The 20,444-nt window shown below is 54.0% G+C and carries 23 protein-coding genes; 15 read left to right on the forward strand and 8 right to left on the reverse strand.

Features of this window, described 5'->3' with window-relative positions; genetic code table 11:
- Window positions 1-86: 86 nt before the first annotated feature.
- The 4 genes from AC1HCZ_RS02535 (at window position 87) to AC1HCZ_RS02550 (ending at window position 4,173) form a co-directional block, all read left to right on the forward strand.
- The gene (locus AC1HCZ_RS02535; protein WP_479461974.1) at window positions 87-683 is read left to right on the forward strand and encodes a tRNA-wybutosine modification methyltransferase TYW3; all 597 of its coding nucleotides are present in this window, start codon (window positions 87-89) and stop codon (window positions 681-683) included.
- 121 nt (window positions 684-804) lie between these two features.
- Complete coding sequence (locus AC1HCZ_RS02540; RefSeq protein ID WP_479461975.1) at window positions 805-1,863, forward strand: type II glyceraldehyde-3-phosphate dehydrogenase; 1,059 nt, start codon at window positions 805-807, stop codon at window positions 1,861-1,863.
- A gap of 38 nt (window positions 1,864-1,901) precedes the next feature.
- Window positions 1,902-3,917 (forward strand): ferrous iron transport protein B, encoded by a 2,016-nt coding sequence (gene feoB, locus AC1HCZ_RS02545; protein ID WP_479461976.1) that lies wholly within the window; start codon window positions 1,902-1,904, stop codon window positions 3,915-3,917.
- A 64-nt stretch (window positions 3,918-3,981) separates the two neighbouring features.
- Window positions 3,982-4,173, forward strand: coding sequence for a hypothetical protein (locus tag AC1HCZ_RS02550; RefSeq protein WP_479461977.1), 192 nt, complete (start codon window positions 3,982-3,984; stop codon window positions 4,171-4,173).
- On the opposite strand, the gene AC1HCZ_RS02555 is transcribed toward AC1HCZ_RS02550, so the two are convergent.
- Window positions 4,155-4,358 carry a hypothetical protein gene (locus AC1HCZ_RS02555; RefSeq protein ID WP_479461978.1) on the reverse strand — a complete coding sequence of 68 codons (204 nt, stop codon included), beginning with the start codon at window positions 4,356-4,358 and terminating at the stop codon, window positions 4,155-4,157. The genes AC1HCZ_RS02550 and AC1HCZ_RS02555 overlap by 19 nt on opposite strands.
- Before the next feature lie 442 nt (window positions 4,359-4,800).
- Here AC1HCZ_RS02555 and AC1HCZ_RS02560 point away from each other — a divergent pair, with 442 nt between their 5' ends.
- A complete protein-coding gene (locus AC1HCZ_RS02560; protein ID WP_479461979.1) occupies window positions 4,801-5,037 on the forward strand; it encodes a hypothetical protein in 237 nt (78 codons plus the stop codon).
- A 297-nt stretch (window positions 5,038-5,334) separates the two neighbouring features.
- Here the strand turns inward: AC1HCZ_RS02560 and radA are convergent, their stop codons facing one another.
- Window positions 5,335-6,309, reverse strand: a complete 975-nt coding sequence (radA, locus tag AC1HCZ_RS02565) for a DNA repair and recombination protein RadA (RefSeq protein ID WP_479461980.1) — start codon at window positions 6,307-6,309, stop codon at window positions 5,335-5,337.
- 64 nt (window positions 6,310-6,373) lie between these two features.
- Window positions 6,374-7,627: a phosphopyruvate hydratase gene (eno, locus tag AC1HCZ_RS02570; RefSeq protein ID WP_479461997.1), complete on the reverse strand. Its 1,254-nt coding sequence runs from the start codon at window positions 7,625-7,627 to the stop codon at window positions 6,374-6,376.
- Window positions 7,628-7,711: 84 nt separating this feature from the next.
- On the opposite strand from eno, the gene AC1HCZ_RS02575 reads away from it, so the two are divergent.
- From AC1HCZ_RS02575 to AC1HCZ_RS02595, 5 genes are read left to right on the forward strand one after another with little or no spacing between them, the layout of a single operon-like run.
- Window positions 7,712-8,836, forward strand: a complete 1,125-nt coding sequence (locus AC1HCZ_RS02575; RefSeq protein ID WP_479461981.1) for an MFS transporter — start codon at window positions 7,712-7,714, stop codon at window positions 8,834-8,836.
- Window positions 8,821-10,527, forward strand: coding sequence for a type II/IV secretion system ATPase subunit (locus tag AC1HCZ_RS02580; protein WP_479461982.1), 1,707 nt, complete (start codon window positions 8,821-8,823; stop codon window positions 10,525-10,527). Before AC1HCZ_RS02575 ends, AC1HCZ_RS02580 begins: the two co-directional genes overlap by 16 nt.
- Window positions 10,524-11,504: a type II secretion system F family protein gene (locus AC1HCZ_RS02585; RefSeq protein ID WP_479461983.1), complete on the forward strand. Its 981-nt coding sequence runs from the start codon at window positions 10,524-10,526 to the stop codon at window positions 11,502-11,504. The genes AC1HCZ_RS02580 and AC1HCZ_RS02585 overlap by 4 nt, the downstream gene beginning before the upstream one ends.
- Window positions 11,505-11,508: 4 nt before the next feature.
- Window positions 11,509-12,444, forward strand: a complete 936-nt coding sequence (locus AC1HCZ_RS02590; RefSeq protein ID WP_479461984.1) for a type II secretion system F family protein — start codon at window positions 11,509-11,511, stop codon at window positions 12,442-12,444.
- Window positions 12,445-12,477: 33 nt separating this feature from the next.
- On the forward strand, window positions 12,478-13,563 hold the full coding sequence (locus tag AC1HCZ_RS02595; protein WP_479461985.1) for an MFS transporter: 1,086 nt from the start codon (window positions 12,478-12,480) through the stop codon (window positions 13,561-13,563).
- On the opposite strand, the gene AC1HCZ_RS02600 is transcribed toward AC1HCZ_RS02595, so the two are convergent.
- Window positions 13,560-13,718, reverse strand: coding sequence for a 30S ribosomal protein S30e (locus AC1HCZ_RS02600; protein ID WP_479461986.1), 159 nt, complete (start codon window positions 13,716-13,718; stop codon window positions 13,560-13,562). The genes AC1HCZ_RS02595 and AC1HCZ_RS02600 overlap by 4 nt on opposite strands.
- Window positions 13,719-13,767: 49 nt before the next feature.
- Between AC1HCZ_RS02600 and AC1HCZ_RS02605 the strand changes: the two genes are divergently transcribed.
- A complete protein-coding gene (locus AC1HCZ_RS02605) occupies window positions 13,768-14,124 on the forward strand; it encodes a hypothetical protein (protein ID WP_479461987.1) in 357 nt (118 codons plus the stop codon).
- Here the strand turns inward: AC1HCZ_RS02605 and AC1HCZ_RS02610 are convergent.
- The 3 genes from AC1HCZ_RS02610 to ileS are packed head-to-tail and all read right to left on the reverse strand — an operon-like array spanning window position 14,078 to window position 17,603.
- On the reverse strand, window positions 14,078-14,347 hold the full coding sequence (locus AC1HCZ_RS02610) for a MazG nucleotide pyrophosphohydrolase domain-containing protein (protein WP_479461988.1): 270 nt from the start codon (window positions 14,345-14,347) through the stop codon (window positions 14,078-14,080). The two genes, AC1HCZ_RS02605 and AC1HCZ_RS02610, sit on opposite strands and share 47 nt — an antisense overlap.
- Complete coding sequence (locus AC1HCZ_RS02615; RefSeq protein ID WP_479461989.1) at window positions 14,344-14,529, reverse strand: hypothetical protein; 186 nt, start codon at window positions 14,527-14,529, stop codon at window positions 14,344-14,346. Before AC1HCZ_RS02615 ends, AC1HCZ_RS02610 begins: the two co-directional genes overlap by 4 nt.
- Window positions 14,526-17,603 carry an isoleucine--tRNA ligase gene (gene ileS, locus AC1HCZ_RS02620; RefSeq protein WP_479461990.1) on the reverse strand — a complete coding sequence of 1,026 codons (3,078 nt, stop codon included), beginning with the start codon at window positions 17,601-17,603 and terminating at the stop codon, window positions 14,526-14,528. The genes AC1HCZ_RS02615 and ileS overlap by 4 nt, the downstream gene beginning before the upstream one ends.
- A gap of 57 nt (window positions 17,604-17,660) precedes the next feature.
- Here ileS and AC1HCZ_RS02625 point away from each other — a divergent pair, with 57 nt between their 5' ends.
- The 4 genes from AC1HCZ_RS02625 to AC1HCZ_RS02640 all read left to right on the forward strand — a co-directional run bounded on the left by AC1HCZ_RS02625 (window position 17,661) and on the right by AC1HCZ_RS02640 (window position 19,222).
- Window positions 17,661-18,182, forward strand: a complete 522-nt coding sequence (locus AC1HCZ_RS02625; protein ID WP_479461991.1) for a class I SAM-dependent methyltransferase — start codon at window positions 17,661-17,663, stop codon at window positions 18,180-18,182.
- Between the two features lie 97 nt (window positions 18,183-18,279).
- Entirely contained in the window at window positions 18,280-18,588 is a 309-nt protein-coding gene (locus AC1HCZ_RS02630) for a NifB/NifX family molybdenum-iron cluster-binding protein (protein WP_479461992.1), read from the forward strand.
- Window positions 18,589-18,735: 147 nt separating this feature from the next.
- Complete coding sequence (locus tag AC1HCZ_RS02635) at window positions 18,736-18,927, forward strand: VanZ family protein (protein WP_479461993.1); 192 nt, start codon at window positions 18,736-18,738, stop codon at window positions 18,925-18,927.
- Between the two features lie 55 nt (window positions 18,928-18,982).
- Complete coding sequence (locus AC1HCZ_RS02640) at window positions 18,983-19,222, forward strand: Lrp/AsnC family transcriptional regulator (RefSeq protein ID WP_479461994.1); 240 nt, start codon at window positions 18,983-18,985, stop codon at window positions 19,220-19,222.
- A 4-nt stretch (window positions 19,223-19,226) separates the two neighbouring features.
- Here the strand turns inward: AC1HCZ_RS02640 and AC1HCZ_RS02645 are convergent, their stop codons facing one another.
- Window positions 19,227-20,099, reverse strand: coding sequence for a thioredoxin domain-containing protein (locus AC1HCZ_RS02645; RefSeq protein WP_479461995.1), 873 nt, complete (start codon window positions 20,097-20,099; stop codon window positions 19,227-19,229).
- Window positions 20,100-20,444: the final 345 nt, after the last annotated feature.

Consider the following 20,444-nt stretch of genomic DNA (forward strand, 5'->3'; position numbering starts at 1 on the left):
CCGCGCCTTAACTGGCGGGAATAAAAATCTAGCCTGACGTCCAAACCTTTAAAGAACTCTTCAACATGTCATGAGGGTCCAAAGAAATGCGTTGGGACCTCATGAAGGCGAGAGCGCTGGAGCGCCTCAAGAGCGAGGTGGCGCTGGGAATGGTAGACGACGAGTTGTTGGACCTATTAAACATCATTAACTCACACGAAGGTTTGTTCACCACGAGCAGCTGTTCTGGAAGGATAACCGTGGCTTGTAGCGACGTTTCTCCGGAGGACAAGAGGTCCACTCGCATAATTTACAAAACTCACCGCACGACTTCTGTTCCAATGATAGAGAACGCCCTCCGCGAGGCGAAGTGTAAGCACGTATGGGCGAAGTCCTCCCATCCCCTTCTCGACATATTCGCAAAAGAAATAGATTTAGCGTGGGACATAGTTGACTTAGCCAAGAAGGCAGGGTTCAAATACTCGGGGGTACAGAAGTCCGGATCCTACTACCGGGTGATCATAAGGGGCAACGAGAACATTCAGTTCCCCCTAAACGGCGAGGACAGCAACAAAAGGCTGGCGAGGATAGTTTCCGAGCTCAACAAGTTCTTGTTGGAGGGTAAAGTTAGGCTGGCGAGGCTGTACAGCTTGTTCGACGACGACGGCCTCTTAGATTACTACTTAGAGAACTTGTTGTTCTAAGGGGTCAGGCGGTTCGCTACCGCTCACCGCTCGCTCTGGGACGGCGTCCTCACACCCCTCCACCTCCACGGGGGAGAAAGCTGAAGAGTTAGCGCCAGCTGTCCCCGCCGGAGGCCTGCCCTTGGGAGTTAAGGTCGCGGTTAACGGCTTCGGGACCATAGGCAAGAGGGTCGCGGAGGCTGTGTTAAGACAAGACGACATGACTCTCGTAGGCGTAACCAAGACAAAGCCGGACTACCTAGCTATGATAGCGTCCCGCATGGGCTTGCTCTACGTTCCCGAGGACAAGGTGGAAAAGTTCCAAAGGGCTGGAATAGAAGTTCAAGGCACTTTGAAGGAGTTGCTAGAGAAAGCGGACCTCGTGGTAGACGCCACTCCGGGAGGCGTGGGCAAGGAGTACAAGCCTCTCTACGAGAAGTTCGGAGTGAAGGCGATATTCCAAGGAGGCGAGAAACACGAGGTCGCGGGCTTCTCGTTCTCTACCTTGTGTAACTACGAAGATGCCGAAGGAAAGCAGTTCGCCAGGGTAGTGTCGTGCAACACAACCGGCCTTCTGAGGGTCTTATGCACCTTGAGGGGCCACTTTAAGATAAAGAGCGTTAGGGCAACCATAATTAGGAGGGGCGCCGACCCCGCAGAGACCAAGAAAGGACCGATAAACGCCATAGTCCCTAATCCAGTTACTTTGCCCAGCAACCACGGCGTGGACGTCAAGACCATTTTGCCGGACTTGGACGTCCAGACAGTTGCGGCCGTGGTGCCCACGACAATAATGCACACACACGTGCTCAACGTAAGGTTCGACGAGCCCGTAACCAGAGGCGACGTCCTGAGGGTCCTCGAAGAGGCGCCCAGGATATTGGTAATCCCCTCCGAGCTCAGCGGGGTGAAGGACACTGCTAAGATAATCGAGCTTGCTAGGGACGTCGGGAGGAAGAGGTACGATTTGTACGAGCTGGCTGTGTACGAAGAAAGCGTGAGCGTAGAAGGGGACGAGTTGTTCCTCATGCAAGCTGTCCACCAAGAGAGCATCGTCACCCCGGAGAACGTGGACGCGATCAGGGCCCTCCAAGGGTTGGCCAGTAGGGAAGAGAGTTTGAGGAAGACAGACTCGACCTTGGGTATAGTTAGATCTTTCTCAGATCTAATAGAGCGCGCCGCATCAAACTACGGCAAGTAACTTTTTACTCAAGTTAGGTCTTCCTAACGGGGTTTCGAGTGTGCTACTCCATAGCCGTAGTGGGTCAACCTAACGTCGGCAAGTCTACGTTCATAAACGTCTTAATAGGTAAGTACGTAAGCGACGTCGCGAACTGGCCCGGAGTCACAGTGGACATTAAGGTAATAAGAATCGAGTACAAGGGAAAGGAGATCTGCATATACGACTTCCCCGGGATGTACTCATTGAGCCCTACAAGCGAGGAAGAGAGGATAGCGGCGAAGAGCTTCGTAACGAAAGAGTTTAACAACCACATAGCTATAGCGGACTCCACGTCCTTAAAGAGGACCTTGTACTTGGTAGTTCAATCCCTAGAACTCAAGGGGAAAGGGGTCGTGGCCCTCAGCAAGATTGACGCAGCGCTGAAAGCCGGGATTCACATAAACATTGGGTTGCTCGAAAAGAGGCTCGGGTTCCCAGTTATCCCCTTCAGCTCCTACAACCTCGAAGGAGTGGACGAGGTCTTAGATAAGGTCCTCGAGGAACAAAGGGAAAAGGAACTTTACATAAATTACGGGGACTTAGAATACTACGTGGTCAAGATATCGGACTTGTTGAGGGGGAAGGTAAAGGGCAACCCAAGGTGGTACGCGGCCGAAGCCTTGGCGGAAAACCCCGTTGCGTGGGAGATAATAGAAAGTGTGGGCTTGGGCGAAGAGGTGAGGAAGGTTGTAGAAGAGGCCAAGAAGGAGTTAGGGACGGACTTAGGGAAGATCATAGTTGAACAGAGGTGGAGGTTTATTGAGGGAATAGTGGAGGGCGCAGTGCAAGTCGAGAAGGTGGTAAAGGAGGCTTGGTGGGCCAAGGTACTGGACGTCGCCCTCTTGAACCCCCTATTGGGGCCGATAGCGGCATTCCTAATATTGTTTGCTGTCCTCTTCGTCTCGTTCTCCCTAAACACAGGGTTTCCGGCCGACGTACTCTTCAGATCTCTAGGCCTTCGCTCGCTGGCGGAGGCGGCGGAGAACTACAACACGTCAGAGATATTGGGATCGCTCTTCGACTTTTTGGCGGATGCGGCCAAGGACTCGTTACCAGACCCGTGGGGCAGCTTGGTAGGCGACGGCATAATAGCGGGCGTTGGAGCGGTGTTATCGTTCTTCCCATTAATATTCACAGTCTACTTCTTGTTGGCTATTTTAGAGGACTCGGGAGTGGCGCCCAGGATAGCGGTGGCCCTCGACCCGCTCTTCAGAGTTGTTGGTCTGACGGGAAAGGCAATATTTCCGTTGATAATAAGCATGGGCTGTAACGTGCCCGGGGTATTGTCTTCAAGGGTAATGGAATCATCAGCCTTGAGGAAGGCGGTAGCGATGAACATCATGTACGTACCTTGTCAAGCCCGGCTGGTAGTATTCCTAGCGTTGGCCTCTCTGCTCCCCCCGTGGTCTAGGGCCCTTTCAGTGCTCGCGGTCTACGCGTACTCGCTCCTCATATTCATAGTTACAACCTACTTATCGGCTAGGTTTATATTCAAAGTTAAGGAGAAAGCCGAGCTAATCATGGAGCTGCCGCCCTACCACGTGCCGAAGCTGAGGATAGTGGTTTGGATGACTTGGGACCAAGCAAAACACTTCTTGAAGAAGGCTGGAACAATAATATTCGTCTTCAGCGTAATTTTGTGGTTTGTCTTGGAGAGTTCAGTTTCGAGGGAGATAGGCAAGGCCTTCGAACCGCTCAGCGAGTGGGCCTTGGGCGTTAAGGGTAAGGCGGCGGAAATAGTAAACGTGGCTATGTTGGCTGGCACGATAGCAAAGGAAGTTGTGTTAGACGTCATAGCCATAAGCAGTGGGACGAGTAACATAAGAGATGCGGCCGCCGCCCTCGGCATAACCCCCGTACAAGCCTTGGCGCTCATGTTTGCAGTCGCGGTTTACGTCCCGTGCATAGCTACCATAGCCGTCATGAAGGACGAATTGGAGAGCTGGAGGCTTGTTGTCCTCTCTATTGTCATCTCGATCCTAATTTCTATTCTAACAGCCAAAGCAGTAACGGTGATATTTGGGTCTTTTTAGAAAGCTACTGGGCCATTCGCACAAAGGCCCTGAAGCCCACCTATTAGGGACTGGGGAACGCTCCGTGAGCCTGGCCGAAGAGGGTGTCGTGTTTGAGATAATGAACTCATTCTTAGAGAGGGTCGAGGAGTGGAAGGACACGATCATGACCGCCGCTCAAGTCTTCGGAGTGCCGGACCACGAGGTAATGGTCATTATAAAGAGGCTGGAGAGGTTAGAAGAAGAGCTCTTACACTATCAGATATTTGGGTTCTGAAGAACGAAGACCTCTTTTTCGCAGTCGTAACAGGGTTCCTTCTTGATAACTCCTCTCCTAACGGCCTCCGCTATCAAGGCTCTAGCCTTTGCGGCCCCGAACTTGGAGGCCAACGCCTCTAAGAGGTCGGAGGAAGAGGCCCTTCCGCCTAACGCCCGTAGAGCGCGGATTACCTCATCAACCACGCTCTCGTCCCAGAGGCCTTCCTCGGAAAGTTTATTATTAGTGCGCGGAGAGTCATGCGTTGAGAGATACGTACCTCGCTTACGGTAATAATGATAAAGAGAATGGTAACGACAGTGCCACTAATAGTAGTTGTAGCTCGCCGCCGGCAAGTTGGTCGACTTAACAACTATGTTATCTGACGCGAGCATCGTCATGGATGGCTACACGTTTCACATGGTCCTTAACAAATTGCTGATAAATAATTTAAAGACTATGGAAACCGAATATAACTGTAGGCCAAAGGTTATACGTATCACCACATTGAATCGAGGATCCCGAGCGCTGTAGAAATAAAAGCTGCGTTGCCTTGCTCTGTCCAACCCTCCAGGACTGAGGGGGCGGAGCGGCAGTTGGACGGAGAGTACATGAACGTCACCCTAATCAGCTTTAAGTCTAAGTAAGGTGTTAGGTACAGTGATCGCAGGTACCGGGGTAGCGAGGAACTTGCCCGAACCCGTGAGGAGCGCTATAGACTTCAAGGACGGGGTCGCGCTGACGAGCCTTATAGATTGTTTTCCCAGGGGGACGTGTAAAGATGATGGCACCTACGCTGCTACCAAGTTAAGCGACCGAGTGGGGCACAGCACCCTTGTCGCTCCTCAGATCGTCGGAGAGTTACGTCACCAAGTTCGTTTATAAGAACTCATATGACCATCCCCATGAGGAGAGAAACGTTACCTAAGGCGACGACGGGCGTAGCGGCTCCATCGACCGGCGCGAAGGTTTACGTAATACAGATAAAGGCCGACCTAGCGGGAGTAGTTCCAAACGGCGTCGCTGCTCTTCGCCAGAGGCGGCCGGGGCTGCTGCTTACTCGTAACTCCCTAGTGCCGGTCCTCGGGATCCCGGCTCTGCCGTCCTTGAGCGGGCCGAGGAGGAAGTCCGCTCCGAAGCGACTTTCGTTCCTCAATAGTTCGTTTTAATAAATAAAAGGGCTTAATCTTCTGGATCCCGTATTCCACAGTCGGTTATTGCGAACACTGCCTCGGCCTCCGGCAAGTGAGGGGCGTCCACAACTCTTGCTATTCTTTTATTTCCTCTGGCCTTCTTCAGCTGTACCCTAACTCCCGGGGCGTGGTAAAGCACGTGGCCGCCCACCGCTTGGGTGGGGTCGCCGTAGAACACGTCTGGCCTTGCCATGACTTGGTTGGTAATTATTACAGCAGTGTTGTACACTTCGGCCAACTTGCCCAGCTGGTGTAAGTGTTTGTTGAGCTTCTGTTGCCTAACCGCTAAGTTCTCCCGGCCGGGGTACTCGGCCCTGAAGTGGCTAGTTACCGAGTCTACAACTATTAATTTTACGTTTTCCTTCGGTACTAAGTTGAATAGCTCTTCAACTATAGCCATCTGGTGGTCGCTGTTAACAGCTCTAATGTAGTATATGTTATCCATAACTTGGTCAGGGTCCAAGCCTAGGCACTTGGCCATCTGTTCTATCCTCTCCCACCTGAACGTGCCTTCCGTGTCTACGTACACCGCCTTCGCGACCTTGTCGCCCTCGCTCAACCCGCCCTGTTCTAGGGGCAGCTGAACGTTGACGCTGGCTTGGTGGCAGAGCTGACTCTTACCACTTCCGAACTCTCCGAAGAACTCAGTTATGGTTTTTGTTTCTATCCCGCCTCCCAACAAGTCGTCCAAGTTCTTTGAGCCTGTAGTGATCTTCCTTAAGTTCATCCTTTCTAACTTGACCTCCTTTGCCGTTCTGAACCTAATGTCGAGCATCTGCCTCGCGGCTCTGATGATCTTTTGGGCAGTGGTTAGCGGTATTCCTATGGCTACGAGCTCCTCCGGCGTGGCGACTGCCAGCGCCTCTATCGTGCCGTAGCCCGCGTCTATTAGCTTGGCTGCTGTAGAAGGCCCTACGCCGGGAAGCTCTGCCACCGACGTCGGCCTCTTGTCCTCAGTGGCCATTCAACCCACCCGTGCCCTATTCGGGTAAAAAAGAGCTTTATTAGTCGAGAGGGGTCCGCGCGACTCAGATCTTGAAGTAGGCGTCCCTTGCGAACTTCGGTTGCCCGATCTCTTCCTCTATTCTCAACAACTCGTTGTACTTGGCGGTCCTTTCGCCCCTGGCGGGCGCTCCGGCCTTGATTGCCGGGGCGCCGGCGCCCACGGCGAAGTGGGAGATGAACGTGTCCTCCGTTTCGCCCGAGCGGTGGCTCACTATGACCGCCCACGAGGCCCTCTTAGCCATATCTATTACTTCGTAAGCCTCAGTTACGGTCCCTACTTGGTTGACCTTTACTAACACGGCGTTAGCGGCCCCTTCTTCTATTGCCTTTTTCACCAGCTTGGGGTTCGTGACCAGCAAGTCGTCCCCCACTATCCTTACCTTAAGCCTCTTGACGGCTTCTTTAAACCCCTCCCAGTCTTCCTCTTGAAGGGGATCTTCTATACTGACGATGGGGTAGTCATTTATCAGTTCCTCGTAGAACCCCAGAAGCCCTTCCCTGTCCAGCTCCTTTCCGTCTATCTCGTACACTCCCTTCTCATGGTTATAGAAGTGCGTGGCGGCGGCGTCCAGGGCAAGGGCGACCCTCCCCTCGTAACCCGCCTTCCTTATCGCGCTAACTAAGGCGTCTAATGCCTCTCTCGTCTCCCTCATCGGGGGCGCGAAGCCCCCCTCGTCGCCGACGTTGATGGCTCCCTTGCCGTACTTGTCCTTCAAGTAGCTCTTCAAGTAGTGGTAAACCTCAGAAGCGGCTTGGAGCGCTTCGGAGAACGAAGAGAAGTCCCACGGAACTATCATGAATTCCTGTATGGCCAATTGGTTCCCCGCGTGGACGCCGCCGTTTATCACGTTGAGAAGGGGGGTGGGCAGCGTCTGGGCCAGCGCACCGCCTAAGTGATAGTAGAGGGGAACGGACAAGCTGTCGGCAGCCGCTTTGGCTACCGCCATACTGGTCGCGACTATGGCGTTCGCGCCCAATTTCGACTTGTTCTCGGTTCCGTCCAACTCTATCATTTTTACATCGATCTCCTTCTGATCCAATGAATCCATACCCACTAAGGAAGGTCCTATTACTTCGTTTACGTTCTTCACAGCCCTTAGTACCCCTTTCCCCATGAAGGCGCTCCCGCCGTCCCTCAGCTCCAAGGCTTCCTTGCTCCCCTTCGAGGCCCCGGCCGGCGCGGCCGCCCTGCCGAACCCGCTTTCCGTGTAGACGTCGACCTCAACGGTGGGGTTGCCTCTGGAGTCTAGTATCCACCTCCCCCTCACGAAGCGAATGACAGTACTCGTGACCCACCACCGAGGGTGTTTCGGGAAGGCAGTAAAGACCTTCCAACCCCCGGGCCCGTCGGAGGGGAGGAGTTGGAAGTACTCGAGGCGTTACACCGCCTGGCGCTGGTACTCGCGCTTCCCGGGGCTACCTTACTCATTTTGTTGCCACTATACATCCAAGAGATGCACGGCAGCAGCCAGCTGATAGGAATCGCGGCGAGCGTGGGGCCGCTTACCTTCGCCGTGCTCAGGCTATTGGGTGGCGTGGCCACGGACGTGTTCGGGAGGAGGGACACGTTCCTCTTCGGGATAGTAATTTACTCTCTCGGTTTGTTGACGATGGCCTTAGCTCCTAACGCGGACATAGTGGCGTTGGGAGGTGCTATGTGCGGCACGGGGGCTATGGTTGCTATTACTTCCGCAATAGTGATTGTTGCGGACGTGTCCCCCACCCCGGAGGCCTACGGCAAGTTGAGCAGCAGCTTAGCCTTGGGCGGCACGTTGGGCTCTGCAGTACCTTTAGTGTTGATAAACTATTTCGGACTGCTGGGATTTAGGCTCAGCTTCCTTATATATTTTCTAGCATCAATCTACGCGTTTCGCTTAGCCAAGGAATTGCCAGAGACGAAGCCGAAGGAAACCGCAGTCGAGTTCGAATGGTCTTGGAGGTGGGCTTTGGCAACGGCGATAGGCTCTCTAGTGGCCTTCTCCTCCGGGGCGGTGACTCCCTTCTTCCCGGTCTTCATAAAGGAGCAGTTCGGCTTGAGTCCAGTGGGCGTCATGATAGCTTACGCCCCCTCCGCGGCAGCCGCCATAGTTTCCCCCAGGTTGGCCGGCCGAGGGCCTCCCGAGGAGGTCGCCCTCGCCTTCGACGCTCTGGGCTCCCTCGGCTCCTTATTAATAATGTCCGAGAGCCCCCTCGTCTCCAGCTTGGGATTCTCTCTGGTGACTGGTGCGGTGGGCGCCAGCTCGGTGGCCCAAGACTCTATGGTCGCCTCTTCCTGCAAGAGGTCGTGTGGGTTTATGGTCGGCCTCTACAACTCCGTGACTCAGATATTCACCGGCATCGCTTCCCTTTGGGCCGGTTCCGTTTACAGCTCTAGCCCCCAAACGGTCTTCTCCGTTGCCAGCGTAACGTTCGCCTTAGCTTCCTTGACTGCGCTACTAGCTATACTTAAAGGGAGAGTTAGTGGAAACCCTTGGACAGGGGAGTAATGCCTACTCTGGCTGAAGTTATAGAGAGCGTCCAGAGGAACCTAGCGGAGCTCGCGGAGAGGATAAGGTCGAAGAAGCCTGCGACCGACGTGTTGGAGAGGGTAAGGAGGGAGGGAAGCGGGACGGCGGCCGTGACGGAAGGCGGCGCAAGGGTGTTCAGAAGCCTCATACCGCCGGAAAGGCTCATAGACTTCTACTCCGTTAGGCCCCCTTACAGCTACGTCTTGGTTTACATAGATGAGGAAGACAGGATGAGGTACCACACAATAGAGCCTGTCCTAACTAGAAGGGAGCTAGCGGGACTGTTGAAGCTCAAGTCCTTGCTCTACCAAGAGTTCCACACTAGGGCCGACATATTGAGGGAAACTGTCAAGAATCCCTTGGAAGCTGGGAGACTCATAGCACAGACGGTCAGAAGGATGGCAAGGGACTACGGCCTCAAGCTGCCGGCTTTAAGCGTAGAGAAGATAACCTACTACGTAGTTAGGGACACCGTAGGCTACGGTCCGATGGACGTCATAATCAACGATCCGGCCATAGAGGACATCTTCTGTGACGGCACGAACTTACCCATATACGTGTGGCACCAGAAGTACGAGTGGCTCAGAAGCAACGTCGTCTGGATAGACGAGGAAGAGCTAGTTAGGTACGTTAGGAAGCTCGCCGTGAGGTCCGGCAAGGAGCTGAGCTATGCTCAGCCCATACTGGACGGCGCCATACCCCCTTGGAAGTACAGGCTCCACGCAACCCACCCAATAGTCACCTATCGAGGGCCTTCATTCACGATAAGGAAGTTCCGCGAGAACCCGTTCACCTTGCCCGAACTCGTCAGGCTAGGGACCATCTCCCCCGAGATAGCCGCTTACTTGTGGATCCTCGTGGACTCGATCAACTCAGCTTTGGTTGTGGGGGCTATGGCTTCGGGAAAGACTACAATGCTTAACGCAATCGCAATGATGATACCTCCGGAAAGCAAGATAGTCACCGCGGAGGACACCCCGGAGATAAGGCTTCCCCACGAGAACTGGGTAGCTATGGTAACCAGGCCCTCTAACGAGCCCGGCGTGGCCAACATAACTTTGTACGACTTGTTGAAGTCTGCATTGAGGCAGAGGCCTGAGTTCATCATCGTAGGCGAGATACGAGGCGAGGAGGCGTTCACGTTCTTCCAAGCGGTCTCGGTGGGACACGGCGGCCTAGGGACCGTCCACGGAGAAACCATAGATGCTGCGATAAAGAGACTCATCACAAAACCTATGGACGTGCCTAAGGGTTTGATACCGTCAGTAAAGGTGTTCATTCACATGGCCAGGGTAAAGTACGGAGGTAAGATAGTGAGGAGGGCCTTGGAGGTAAGGGAGATAGTCACGTTGGACGAGAGGGGAGACTTGGTCATGAGTACTGCGTTTAAGTGGGACTACGAGACGGATACGTGGAAGGAAGCTCAGCACTTGTACTTGATAGAGGACGCCGCCCAGAAGATGCTAATGAACTACCATCAGCTGTACAACGAGATGAAGAGAAGAGCAATAGTCATAAAGTGGATGGTATGGAGGGAGAAGACATCGGTAAAAGATGTAATGGACATAACGAGGAAGTACAGGAGGAACCCCAACGCGGTCTACACTCAAGTAGCCTCGGAGCTGAGGGTGTCGGGGCTGGTGGAGGAGCTGGAGGTGCTCCCAATATGAGCACCAAGGTCGTGTTGGAAGAAATACTTGCCAAGTATGAAAGAAAAAAGAAGAAGGAGTTAGAGGCCCCCAGCCAAATATTCTATATTATGTATAGAATAGCTAAGGAACTCGGAATAGAGAAAACTTTGGAGAAGTCGTTTAAGAACTTAGAGAAGTACATAATAGGCTCCGCGCTCAAGGTGTCCTACCCAGTATACGTAGCTACGATGGTACTCCTCCCTCTCTTCATCGCTCCGGTGATAGCTGTATTCACCTTCTTTATAACCTTCTACGCTCTTTACTTACCCATTCCTATGGTCTTTGCTTTCTCATTTCTCTCATTTATATTGAGTTATGCTATATTGTTCATGTTATTCTATCTCATCCCAATAATGATGTTCTCGTCCAGGGCTCCTCAGCTCGAGAAGAGCTTAGTTGTGCTTTACGCTTACTTGGCCGCCTTGGGCGTCTCGGGTACGACGTACTCCGAGGCGCTGAGGAAGCTCTACGAGAAGAGTGAGAGCTTGGGAGCAGAGCCGGAGCTCGGTGAGGTGGTAAAGAGAGTTTTCATACTGGGCGAGGACATAGTTGAGGTGTTGAAAGAAGTTGCCGACATGACCCCACATAGGGACTTCTCGAACTTCCTAAGGGGTTTAGCGAACGTAATAGAGTCCGGCACGGGGCTGGAGAACTTCGCGGACGTAGGCTTCGAAACTTCAATGGCATCCATGGAGGCCAAAATGAAGGAAGTGATGGGAGCTCTCGAAATAATGAGCGAAATGTACGTCACTGGGGCAGCTGTCATGCCAATACTGGGGCTATCGTTCGCAGTAGTGCTTAGCACCATGGGTTCGGCGGCCCAGAACTTCGGCCTCAGCCTCCCGGTACCCCCTGGCTTGATTGCGGGACTCATGGCCTTCATAGGAATACCGCTCCTCTCAATATTCGCTGTATTGATGGTAGATGGAACGTTGAACAAGGTAAGGGGGTGGTAGGACCTTGAAGCTCTCAAAGGATGAAATAGTAATTTCGATTATTTTGCCCGTGTTGGGTATATTCGTGGGGATTTTGCTCTACCAGCCCCCGGGTGACAAGACCTTTGAGGCGTTGCCGAGGATATACTTGCCCTACAGGCCGGAGACCTTGAAAGCCATAGGGATAAGCTTGATGTTAATAATAGCAGGACCAGCAATAAGCTATTACAAGTTCATGAGAAGGGTTGAAAGCATCATCACTAATACGCCGTTAATGTTACAAGATTTAGCGGTCACCGTCAGGAGCGGAGTAAGGGTAAACGCTGCGTTCGTGGAGATAGCGGACAGAGACTACGGCGCCCTCTCCCCGTACGTAAGGAGAATAGCCTCCATGATATACCTCTTGGGCCTCGACCTACTAGACGCAATAAAGCTAGTTATAAGGGAGTTGCCAAAGGAGACGAGAAAATACTTCTACTTCATAGAAGAAGCCTACGAGAGCGGCGGAAGGGCGATGGAGGTCTTGGACAAGGCTTCTGAACTAGCGAGGAGGATAAGAGAGTTCGAACTGGAAAGGGAGAAAACGTTAAAGAACCAAGGCTTCATAATCCTCTTCAGCGTTCTCATATTCGTTGCCACGGCTGCTATACTCTACTACTTAGCTGTCCAGATGTACGCCTCTTCAATGGAAGTCAACAAAAAGCTCGGAAAGAACGAGCTGAAGCCCGTCGACCCGCTGGAAGTCCTCGGCTACGTCTTCTACATGGGCTTAAGCCTCTCTCTAACAGCTGGCATAGCTACGGGAAAGATAGTCAAGGGCACCGTAGCGGCGGGGCTCTTCTACGCTCTGATAGTAATGGCTCTGTCGTTGAGCATAGTGTTCGTGCTTCCCATAGTGATACCCCCGTACCCTCATCAAGCCCAAACGCAGCCCGTCAACCCGCTGGCGGCAGCTCGATAAGGCCTCTTACCTCCGAGACCCGCAAGGGGAGAGATGAGGGAAGAGGTAGCAGCGTTCCTCCTAGCCTTCGCGGCGGCCTCGGCGTTCGTCGCGCTGCCCTACTTGCTCCTCCAAGCCAAGGGTATAACGTTGGGCAAGAGAGTGCCAGCTGATAGAATAGTAATAGAACTCGGAACTATAAATACAGCGTTCATGCTCTCCAGGGCTCTGGGGAGCTCTAGGGCTTCGGAGGGGAGCCCTAAGTTGGGGGCACTGCTGGCGGCCCTGGGCTTGGGCCTCATGGCGCTCCCCTCAGTCCCTTCGCTCTTGCTTGGGAGGGCCCTACAAGGCCTCGGCTCGGGCCTCGCCTTCCCGGCCCTGGAGCGGAGCGCCGCCAAAAGGGGGGTCAAGGGGATGGTGCGGCTGACGGTGGCGCAGAACCTGGGCTTCTCGGGTGGCTCTCTCTTCGCCGGCGCCGTAATGGTAGTCCCTTCCTTACCGCTGATAGCTGCGTTGCCCGCGGCGGCAGCGGCCTCAGCCCTGGTCCCCACGGGGACGAGGAGGAGAGAGAGGGAGAAGTCGAACGTGGTGTTAAAGATACTATACTTAACGGCTTTCATAAACGGCCTCTCTTTGGGTTCGAGGGGGCCGGCTCTGTCGGCGTACGTGATGCAGTACGTCAGCGCGGTCCCGGTCCACTATTCGGCCGCGTGGGGCCTTCCCGGGCTGATCTCAATGACATTGAGCTATACCTTCGCTTCCAAATTAGATTACTTGGGTACTGCCCACAAGCTGTACGCTTCCTCGCTCTTCAAATTGGTCCAAGTGTCGGCCTTGGCGGCCGTACCCTTCGTGTCGGACTTGTGGACGCTCTTGGCGCTGCTTACCTTGAGCAGAGTCGCTTCCGTGCTTTCGGTCTCCGCCTCTAAGGCCGCACAAGGGAGCGTTTCGGGGAGGGTGGAGCACTTCGGGAACAGACAGACTGCATTCAGCTTGGGCAACGCCCTCGGCCCCTTGCTCGGGGCCTCGCTGTACAAGGCCTTGGGGCCCGCCTCGCTCTTCGCGGTGGCAGCGTTGGGGCTGGTCTCCTCAGCCCTTTACGCTCTGGGAGGGAAGGAGGCGAAAAAACTGAGGGGTTAGGCCGCCTGGGCGAGGAGCTTCTTCTGAAGCCTCAAGAACTCTCTCCTGTTCCTAACCCTAGGGGGCCTGTTCTTCCTGTTGGGGTTCTTGGGGGGTATCTTGGGGGTCTGGCTCCTGACCTTCCCGGCCTTGGTAAGGCTACCGTGGGACCCCATCGCTTCCCACCAGCTTTCATTATCCCCAATAGGGGTTTATTAGGATGGTATGATAGTGGAGGAACAGTGCTCTCGGCTCTTCGAGGCTATGAACTCGAAGGGGGAGAGACTGTGCAAACCCTTCGCCGTGAGGGACGAGAGGTACGGCCTTGGAGGGGTTCTCGCAGTCATCAAGTCCGGCGAGCTTTTTGAGGTTTGTTTCATATTCGAGATCGTCCGTTTTTACGACGGGGCCCAAGCGGGCCTCTTCTACACCGACCGGGCCCTCTGCGGCCTCGGGGGGAAAGAGGTCTTGAGGCGGGCCGCGGAGCTCGCTTATGAAATATTCAAGGAGGTCACCAAGAGGAAGTCGGAAAAGATCAAGGAGGGGCTCCTCTCCGCCTTCTCTCTAAATACTTTCTCTTGAAGGCTTCGCAGAGGTTCACGTCGAGCAGGTTAGCTAAAGAGATGAGCCAGGCGAGCACGTCCGCGAACTCCTCCTCCAGTCCTTCTCCCTTGATTATCGCCTCCGCGAGCTCTCCGACCTCCTCGAGGAACCAGAGGGCGGTCGCTTCCACCCCCCTGTTGAAATCTTTGAGGAAGTACTCTTCGTCCACGAACTTTTGGAGCTCCTCGAGGTCGCAGTTCAACAGAACCCTCCCCGGGCCATAGCGGCCCCGAGCGCCTTTATTGTCGCTACTAAGAGGGCGTAGGCTAACAAGGAGAGCGCCGCGCCTCCCCAGTTGCCCGTGGCCACGGAGAGGAAGAAATACGTTGCCTCCCCGAAGGTCAGAGCTACTAAGAGCAAGAGGGCACCCCAGCACACGTTCACTTCACCAGAGCTATCACAACCTTAGAGCCTTCTAATTTCCACTCCTTGCCCTCTACGGGTTCCTCGGAGGTTATCACCTCTTTTGCCCTTACCTCTTTAGCTACGTAGTCCTTGAACTCCTCCACGGCTTTCAGTACCTCTTTGTTATCACTGAACACTATTACCTTCTTCAACACGTAGTCCAAAGGTAAGTCCTCCTCTTTCCTCATGGTCTGTATCCTCCTTATTACTTCTCTCGTCAAACCCAAGGCCTTAGTCCTCTCGTCCAGCTTCACCTTAATGTAAACCTTTAGGTTCTCGGTCTCTATGATATCGAAGTCTCCTCTCGGGACCTCCTCTGACACTTCGACCCTCAATATGTTGGCGTAAGTACCGAGGACTTTGGCGGCTCTCTCGACTGTTACCTTACTCAATGCAGGTTTATACATAACCTCTTCGACTTCTTTATCTCCTCTCCTGACCTTTGCCCTTTCAGCCTTTTCTTCTCTACTCTTTACAATCACGTAGGCCTCCGGGAGGGGCCACCTCCTCTTTATCCCCCTCTCCGTCCTGAGCGCCAGCACTTTCTCGGCGGCCTCCAAGAGCTCATCCACTGCCTTTGCCTCCTCCGGGTCGTACAAGGTGTTCTCCTCCGGCCATGAGAGCATGTGCACGCTCTCCTCCTCGAACCCCAGGGCCCTCTGGAAGCGCTGGTACAAGTACTCCGCCAAGAAGGGGACGAAGGGGGCGCTCATCCTTATCGCAGCGTCCAACGCTAGGAAGAGCGCGCTGTAAGCGGCGAGCTTGGAGGAGGTCTCCTCCTCCTCCCAGACTCTGGGCCTCACAAGGGTTATGTACTTGTGGCTCAACACCTCTACCACAAACTCTTGAAGGGTTTGGGCCGCCCGGTGGATCGCGGACCGCTCCAAGCTCTCGGCGATTCTCTTCGAGTACTCGTTCAGCTTCCAGAGGACCCAGCTGTCCTCGGGCTCTAAGCGCTTGAGACCCTCCTCCAGCTTCTCCAAATTCCACTTGTCGAGTTCCATGTAATTTTTAGCGAACTTGACTGAGTTCCAAAGTATGTCCAACGTCCTCTTGGCTAGCTTTATGTCATCCGGATCGAAGCGGACCGAGTCCCAAGGCGCGCTCTTTATCGCGAAGAAGAACCTCACCGGGTCCGCCCCGTAAGTCTTGAACACGTCCTTAGCCCAGACTACGTTACCCTTACTCTTGCTCATCTTCTTTCCGTACTTATCTAGTATGTGGCCTTGGGTCAACACATTTTTGTAGGGGGCCCTCCCGTGCCACGTGACTCCGGTCACCAATAGGGTGTAGAACCAACCCCTAGTCTGGTCGAGGGCCTCAGTTATCCAGTCGTACGGGTAGAACAAGTCCCAGTAGTCCTCCGCACCTATCTGTTTGAGCGAGGCGGTGTGGGCCACCCCGGAGTCCAGCCAGACGTCCACCACGTAGGGCTCCCTCACCATCGTGCCCCCGCACTTGGGACACCTCAGCTTAACTTCGTCCACCCAAGGTCTGTGGTGGTCTACAACGGCCTCCGGGTTGATAGCCATTTTCTTTAACTCGTCCAAGCTGGAAACGGCGACGCGGTAGCCGCACGAGGCGCAGGTCCATATAGGCAGAGGAGTGCCCCAGAACCTCTCTCTGCTTATGGTCCAGTCCTTCGCGTTCTGGAGCCAGTCGCTCATCCTGTCGTAAGCCCACTTGGGATACCAAGTTACCTTGTCGTTCTCGTTAACTAACTTCTCTCTCAAATCTTCTACCTTTATGAACCACTGTTCGTCGGCGTAGTACATCAGCGGGGTGTCACACCTCCAACAGTGCGGGTACTCGTGTTCGACCGTGCCGACGTGGACTGCGAGGCCCTTTTCCTTTAAGTCCTTAATTACCTCTTTTTCTGCGTCTTTGAACCACATTCCTGCGTACTTGCCGGCCTCTTCGGTGAAGTGGCCGTCCTTCCTTATCGGCCTGAACACCCTTATCTCGACCCGCTTGCAAGCCTCGAAGTCCTCCGCGCCGTGGGCAGGGGCCATGTGGACTATTCCGGTGCCCGAATCCATTGAAACGAATATCTGTTTCTCCTCTATTTCGCTCCCGTCTACTGTTACCTTCCTCCTTATGATGGCGCCCTCCACCACGGTGTGGTGGGGCCTGGAGTGCTCTCTGTGAGCCGGCACCTCTTCCAGTAACGGGTGGACGTACTCCTTCCCTATCAACTCTTCTCCCTTGAACCTCTCGACAACTCGGTACTCCTTCAAGCCCACCTCCTTTGCGAAAGGCTCCAATCTCTTCTCTGCAAGTATCCACTTTTCCTTCTTTCCGTTTGTCTCAACCTCTATTTTCACGTAGGTTTCGTGGGGGTGTACGGCGGCGGCCTCGTTGGCTATTATGGTCCAGGGAGTAGTGGTCCAAGCGATGAGGTAAGCGTCCTCCTCGTCCTTTAAGGGGAGTTTGAAGTAAAAGCTCGGGTCTTTGACGGTCTTGTAGCCCAATGCCACCTCGTGGGAGGAGAGCGCGGTCTCGCAGCGCGGGCAGACCGCTACCACCCTCAAACCCTTGTATATCCTCCCTTGGTCGAACATCTTCTTCAAGTAGCTCCAGGTCGCATCCAAATACTTAGGGTGGCGGGTCTCGTAGGCCTTCTCGTAGTCCAGCCAGAGGCCCATCCTCTCGCTGTCGGCCCTCCAGTGGGAGATGTAGTAGTCCACCAGCTCTTGGCATTCCTTGACGAACTTCTCGACTCCGTACTTGAGTATGTCCTTCTTACTTTTGAACCCGTGCTTCTTTTCCACCTCGAGCTCGACTGGGAGCCCTTGGGTGTCCCACCCCGCTTGGTCCCAGACCCAGTACCCCCTCATCCTCCAAAACCTCAACGTTATGTCCTTGTAGGTCCTCCCTCTCATATGACCCACGTGCATGAAGCCGTTGGCGGTCGGCGGCCCCTCTAAGAAGCGGAAGAGCTTGACCTTGCCCCTCTTCTTGCTCAACTCCTTAACCTTCTCGTATATTTTGTTCTCTTTCCAGAACTTGAAGACTTCCTCCTCGACCTTGAGTGGGTCGTACTTCGCCTCCACTGCGTGCTACCCTCAAAGCGCAAAGGGAAGGTCAGAAAAATCCTCTCCGGGGCGCGCGTGTGCGACTTGGTATGTAATAAAGACCCCTGCTTCTGTTGGGACGACGAGGTCTACGCCCCCGCCGAGGACACTTGGCTTGCTTGGAGGCTAGTAGAGGGCTTACCGGAGGTCGGGGGCCTCGGGGTCGACGTCGGGACGGGCTCGTGCGCGCTTATGAACGCGCTCGCGCGGAAGGTAGACTTCGCAATAGGGATAGACATAAACCGCTGTGCGGCGAAGGCGTGCAAGCTCTGTTCCTTCGAGGCCGTGCTGTGCAACTCTACCTCCTGCTTGTCTAGACCTGCGGACGCGGTCGTGGCGAACTTGCCCTACTTGCCGTGCGACGACGATCCCGCTACGTGCTGGAGGTGGGGGAAGGAAATAATAGAGAACTTGAAGGTGAAGAAAGGAGGATACTTGGTCTTGGTATGGAGCTCCTTAACGCCCAAGTTCGACCTCCGGGGTTACGAGGCCTTGAGGGTAGAAGAGGTAAGCCTCGGGCTGGAGACCTTGAAGGGAGCTATCTTCAGGAGGCTGTGAGGCCAACGTCTCCCAAAACGATGGCTTCTTTAGGAGAGCGACCGCAAGACTGACACATAATAGACCTTTGCGTCGCCCCCACCAAGGGAGAGGGGACTTGAGGGTAGCAGTCCTCTGTGAGTGCTACAAGGACAAGTGTTGGGTGGCCCACCACTTCGGCATGGCCCCGTTCATTTGCTTGTTCGAAGACGGGAAGGAGGTGGAGAGGCTGAGAAACCCTTTCGTTACCGCCGAGAGGGGAAAGGGGAGGCTCTTAGCAGAGTTTTTGGTCAGTAAGGGGGTTCAGGTAGTAATAGCCCCGGAGCCACAGAGCCACGGCGCCTCGAGATGGGTGGAGACCTTAGGTATGAAGGTAATTCCGGCAGCTCCGAGGACTCCGGTGGAAGAGGCTTTAAAGATGTTGTGAAGACCATCTGGACCATCTACACAATCCTCCTAACCTACGACCTCATTTTGATGCCCCCTCACGACTGAGCTTCGCCGAGAGGGCAACCGACCCTTGGTCCCTCGACCCCGGCGCCTCGACCAGACACTTCCTCCTCTTCTTTCTTGCTTGAGGGAGCCCTCTCTCGCGCTCGGTTGGGACGGCCTCGCGGCCTTGACGGTTTTCGCAAGCCTCTCGGAGCTCTCTCAGGCCTTTGTCCCGTGGAGGACCTACGAGTGGATGGACTTGACAGCGAACTTGATGGGAGTGCTCGTCGGCTTCTCGGCGGCGTCGTTTCCGCACAAGGGAAGAAGATCTTAACCGTAAGGACGACTCCTAATTACGCCCCCCTCCGACGGAAGGGCGGGAGAGGCGCTTGGTAGAGGCTTTGGTATTCATGGTCGTCGAGCCCCAGGCGGTTACTGAGATACCGAAGAAGTTGAAAGATATGAAGGAGGTAAAATCAATATATGAGGTTACCGGTGATTACGACTTTGTAATAATGATGGAAGGGGAGAACTACAGCGATATAGCTAAGACGTTGAGGGAGAAAATACTGAAAATACCGGGGGTGGTGAGGACCACCACCTCTTTCATAGTCACAAAACACAAGTGATGGATTATTTCTTTAAGAGCTCCAGTACTACTTTCACTCCCCTCTCGCTCAAGGCGCCTAGGGTGGCAACGGCCTCGCCGCTCGTCCTGTTCACGAAAACGTTGCCCGGCGTGGCCACGTAGGGGAATAGCCTTTGAGCGAGCTCCAAGGTCCTTTCGTTAGCCTCCCTCAGCTCGCGCTCGTTCGCGGTGGTGTTGGAGAGCTTGAGTTGGTTTCTATACAACTTCTCGAAGTTCTGAGCTATCTTGTGCTCTAATTCAAAGAACTCTTCCGTCGCTCCCTCCTTGCCTAGCTCGTTTTGTTGGTAAGCCAAGCGCAAGCTCTCCTCGTAGCCGGGGGCGTTTACGTGGAAGGCTACAACTATAGGTATTAGATATACTTTGCCTTCTTTCACCAACTCCTCTATCAAGCTAGCTCCTCCGTTCTTGTAGAACAAAGCACAATAAGGGCAGAGGGGGTCCAAGAGCTCCACTATCCAGACTTTAGCTTGTGGGTCGCCCAAACCCCTGGTAACGTTAAGTTTTATCAGAAGCTCGGTGTAGTTTCCTGCATAGACGTAGAGGGGTGCTTGGGGCGCTGGGTATAAGCAATAAGTGGAGCCGTCGCACCCCTTTAGTACTTTCCCGAACCTCTTGCACTCCTCGACCTGTTTTCCGGAAACTTCAGTTACTACTGCTGGCAACCAGCCGGTGTAGTTGCCCAAGGCCCTCTTGTAATCATCCACGTATACGTGATTTACGTATGTTCCTGGCTTGAGTTTCGGGTATATCTTTGTGACCAAGTCGCTGGTTAGGTAGGTAACGTTAGAGTGCGCTCGGAAACATTGGGCCCCCATGACCCCTAGGGCGAGGGCTAAGGTTACCACAATGATCCTCAACTCCCTTTCCCAAAAGCGGCCGTTCGGGAGAATTTAACTTATACACCGTTGCAGCCAGACCTTCTCAAGTTTTATAGAAAGAAAACGAAGACATCCAAGGAACGTCGAGGCTCTCGGATCTGCCTTTGACGATTTTCTTTATTTTCAACAAGATGTAATTACAAGCTGCTTCAATACTTTCTATTCAACATATAGTATGTTGTCTCAATCCTTTGGGTATTACAAATAATCAACTTTTTCTCACTCCTCATTTCCATTTTCCTCATTGAGCCCGTGGGAACACGCTATATTCGAAACCGTACCATTACTATTCTCATTTCTTAACCCCCTTATATCTTTTCATGG

The sequence above is a fragment of the Ignicoccus sp. genome, from assembly GCF_056435145.1.

Coding starts and splice junctions, on each gene's coding strand:
- AC1HCZ_RS02535 (WP_479461974.1), top strand. CDS start 87: ATGCGTTGGGACCTCATGAAGGCGAGAGCGCTGGAGCGCCTCAAGAGC.
- radA (WP_479461980.1), bottom strand. CDS start 6,309: ATGGCCACTGAGGACAAGAGGCCGACGTCGGTGGCAGAGCTTCCCGGC.
- AC1HCZ_RS02585 (WP_479461983.1), top strand. CDS start 10,524: ATGAGCACCAAGGTCGTGTTGGAAGAAATACTTGCCAAGTATGAAAGA.
- AC1HCZ_RS02595 (WP_479461985.1), top strand. CDS start 12,478: ATGAGGGAAGAGGTAGCAGCGTTCCTCCTAGCCTTCGCGGCGGCCTCG.
- AC1HCZ_RS02600 (WP_479461986.1), bottom strand. CDS start 13,718: ATGGGGTCCCACGGTAGCCTTACCAAGGCCGGGAAGGTCAGGAGCCAG.
- AC1HCZ_RS02605 (WP_479461987.1), top strand. CDS start 13,768: ATGATAGTGGAGGAACAGTGCTCTCGGCTCTTCGAGGCTATGAACTCG.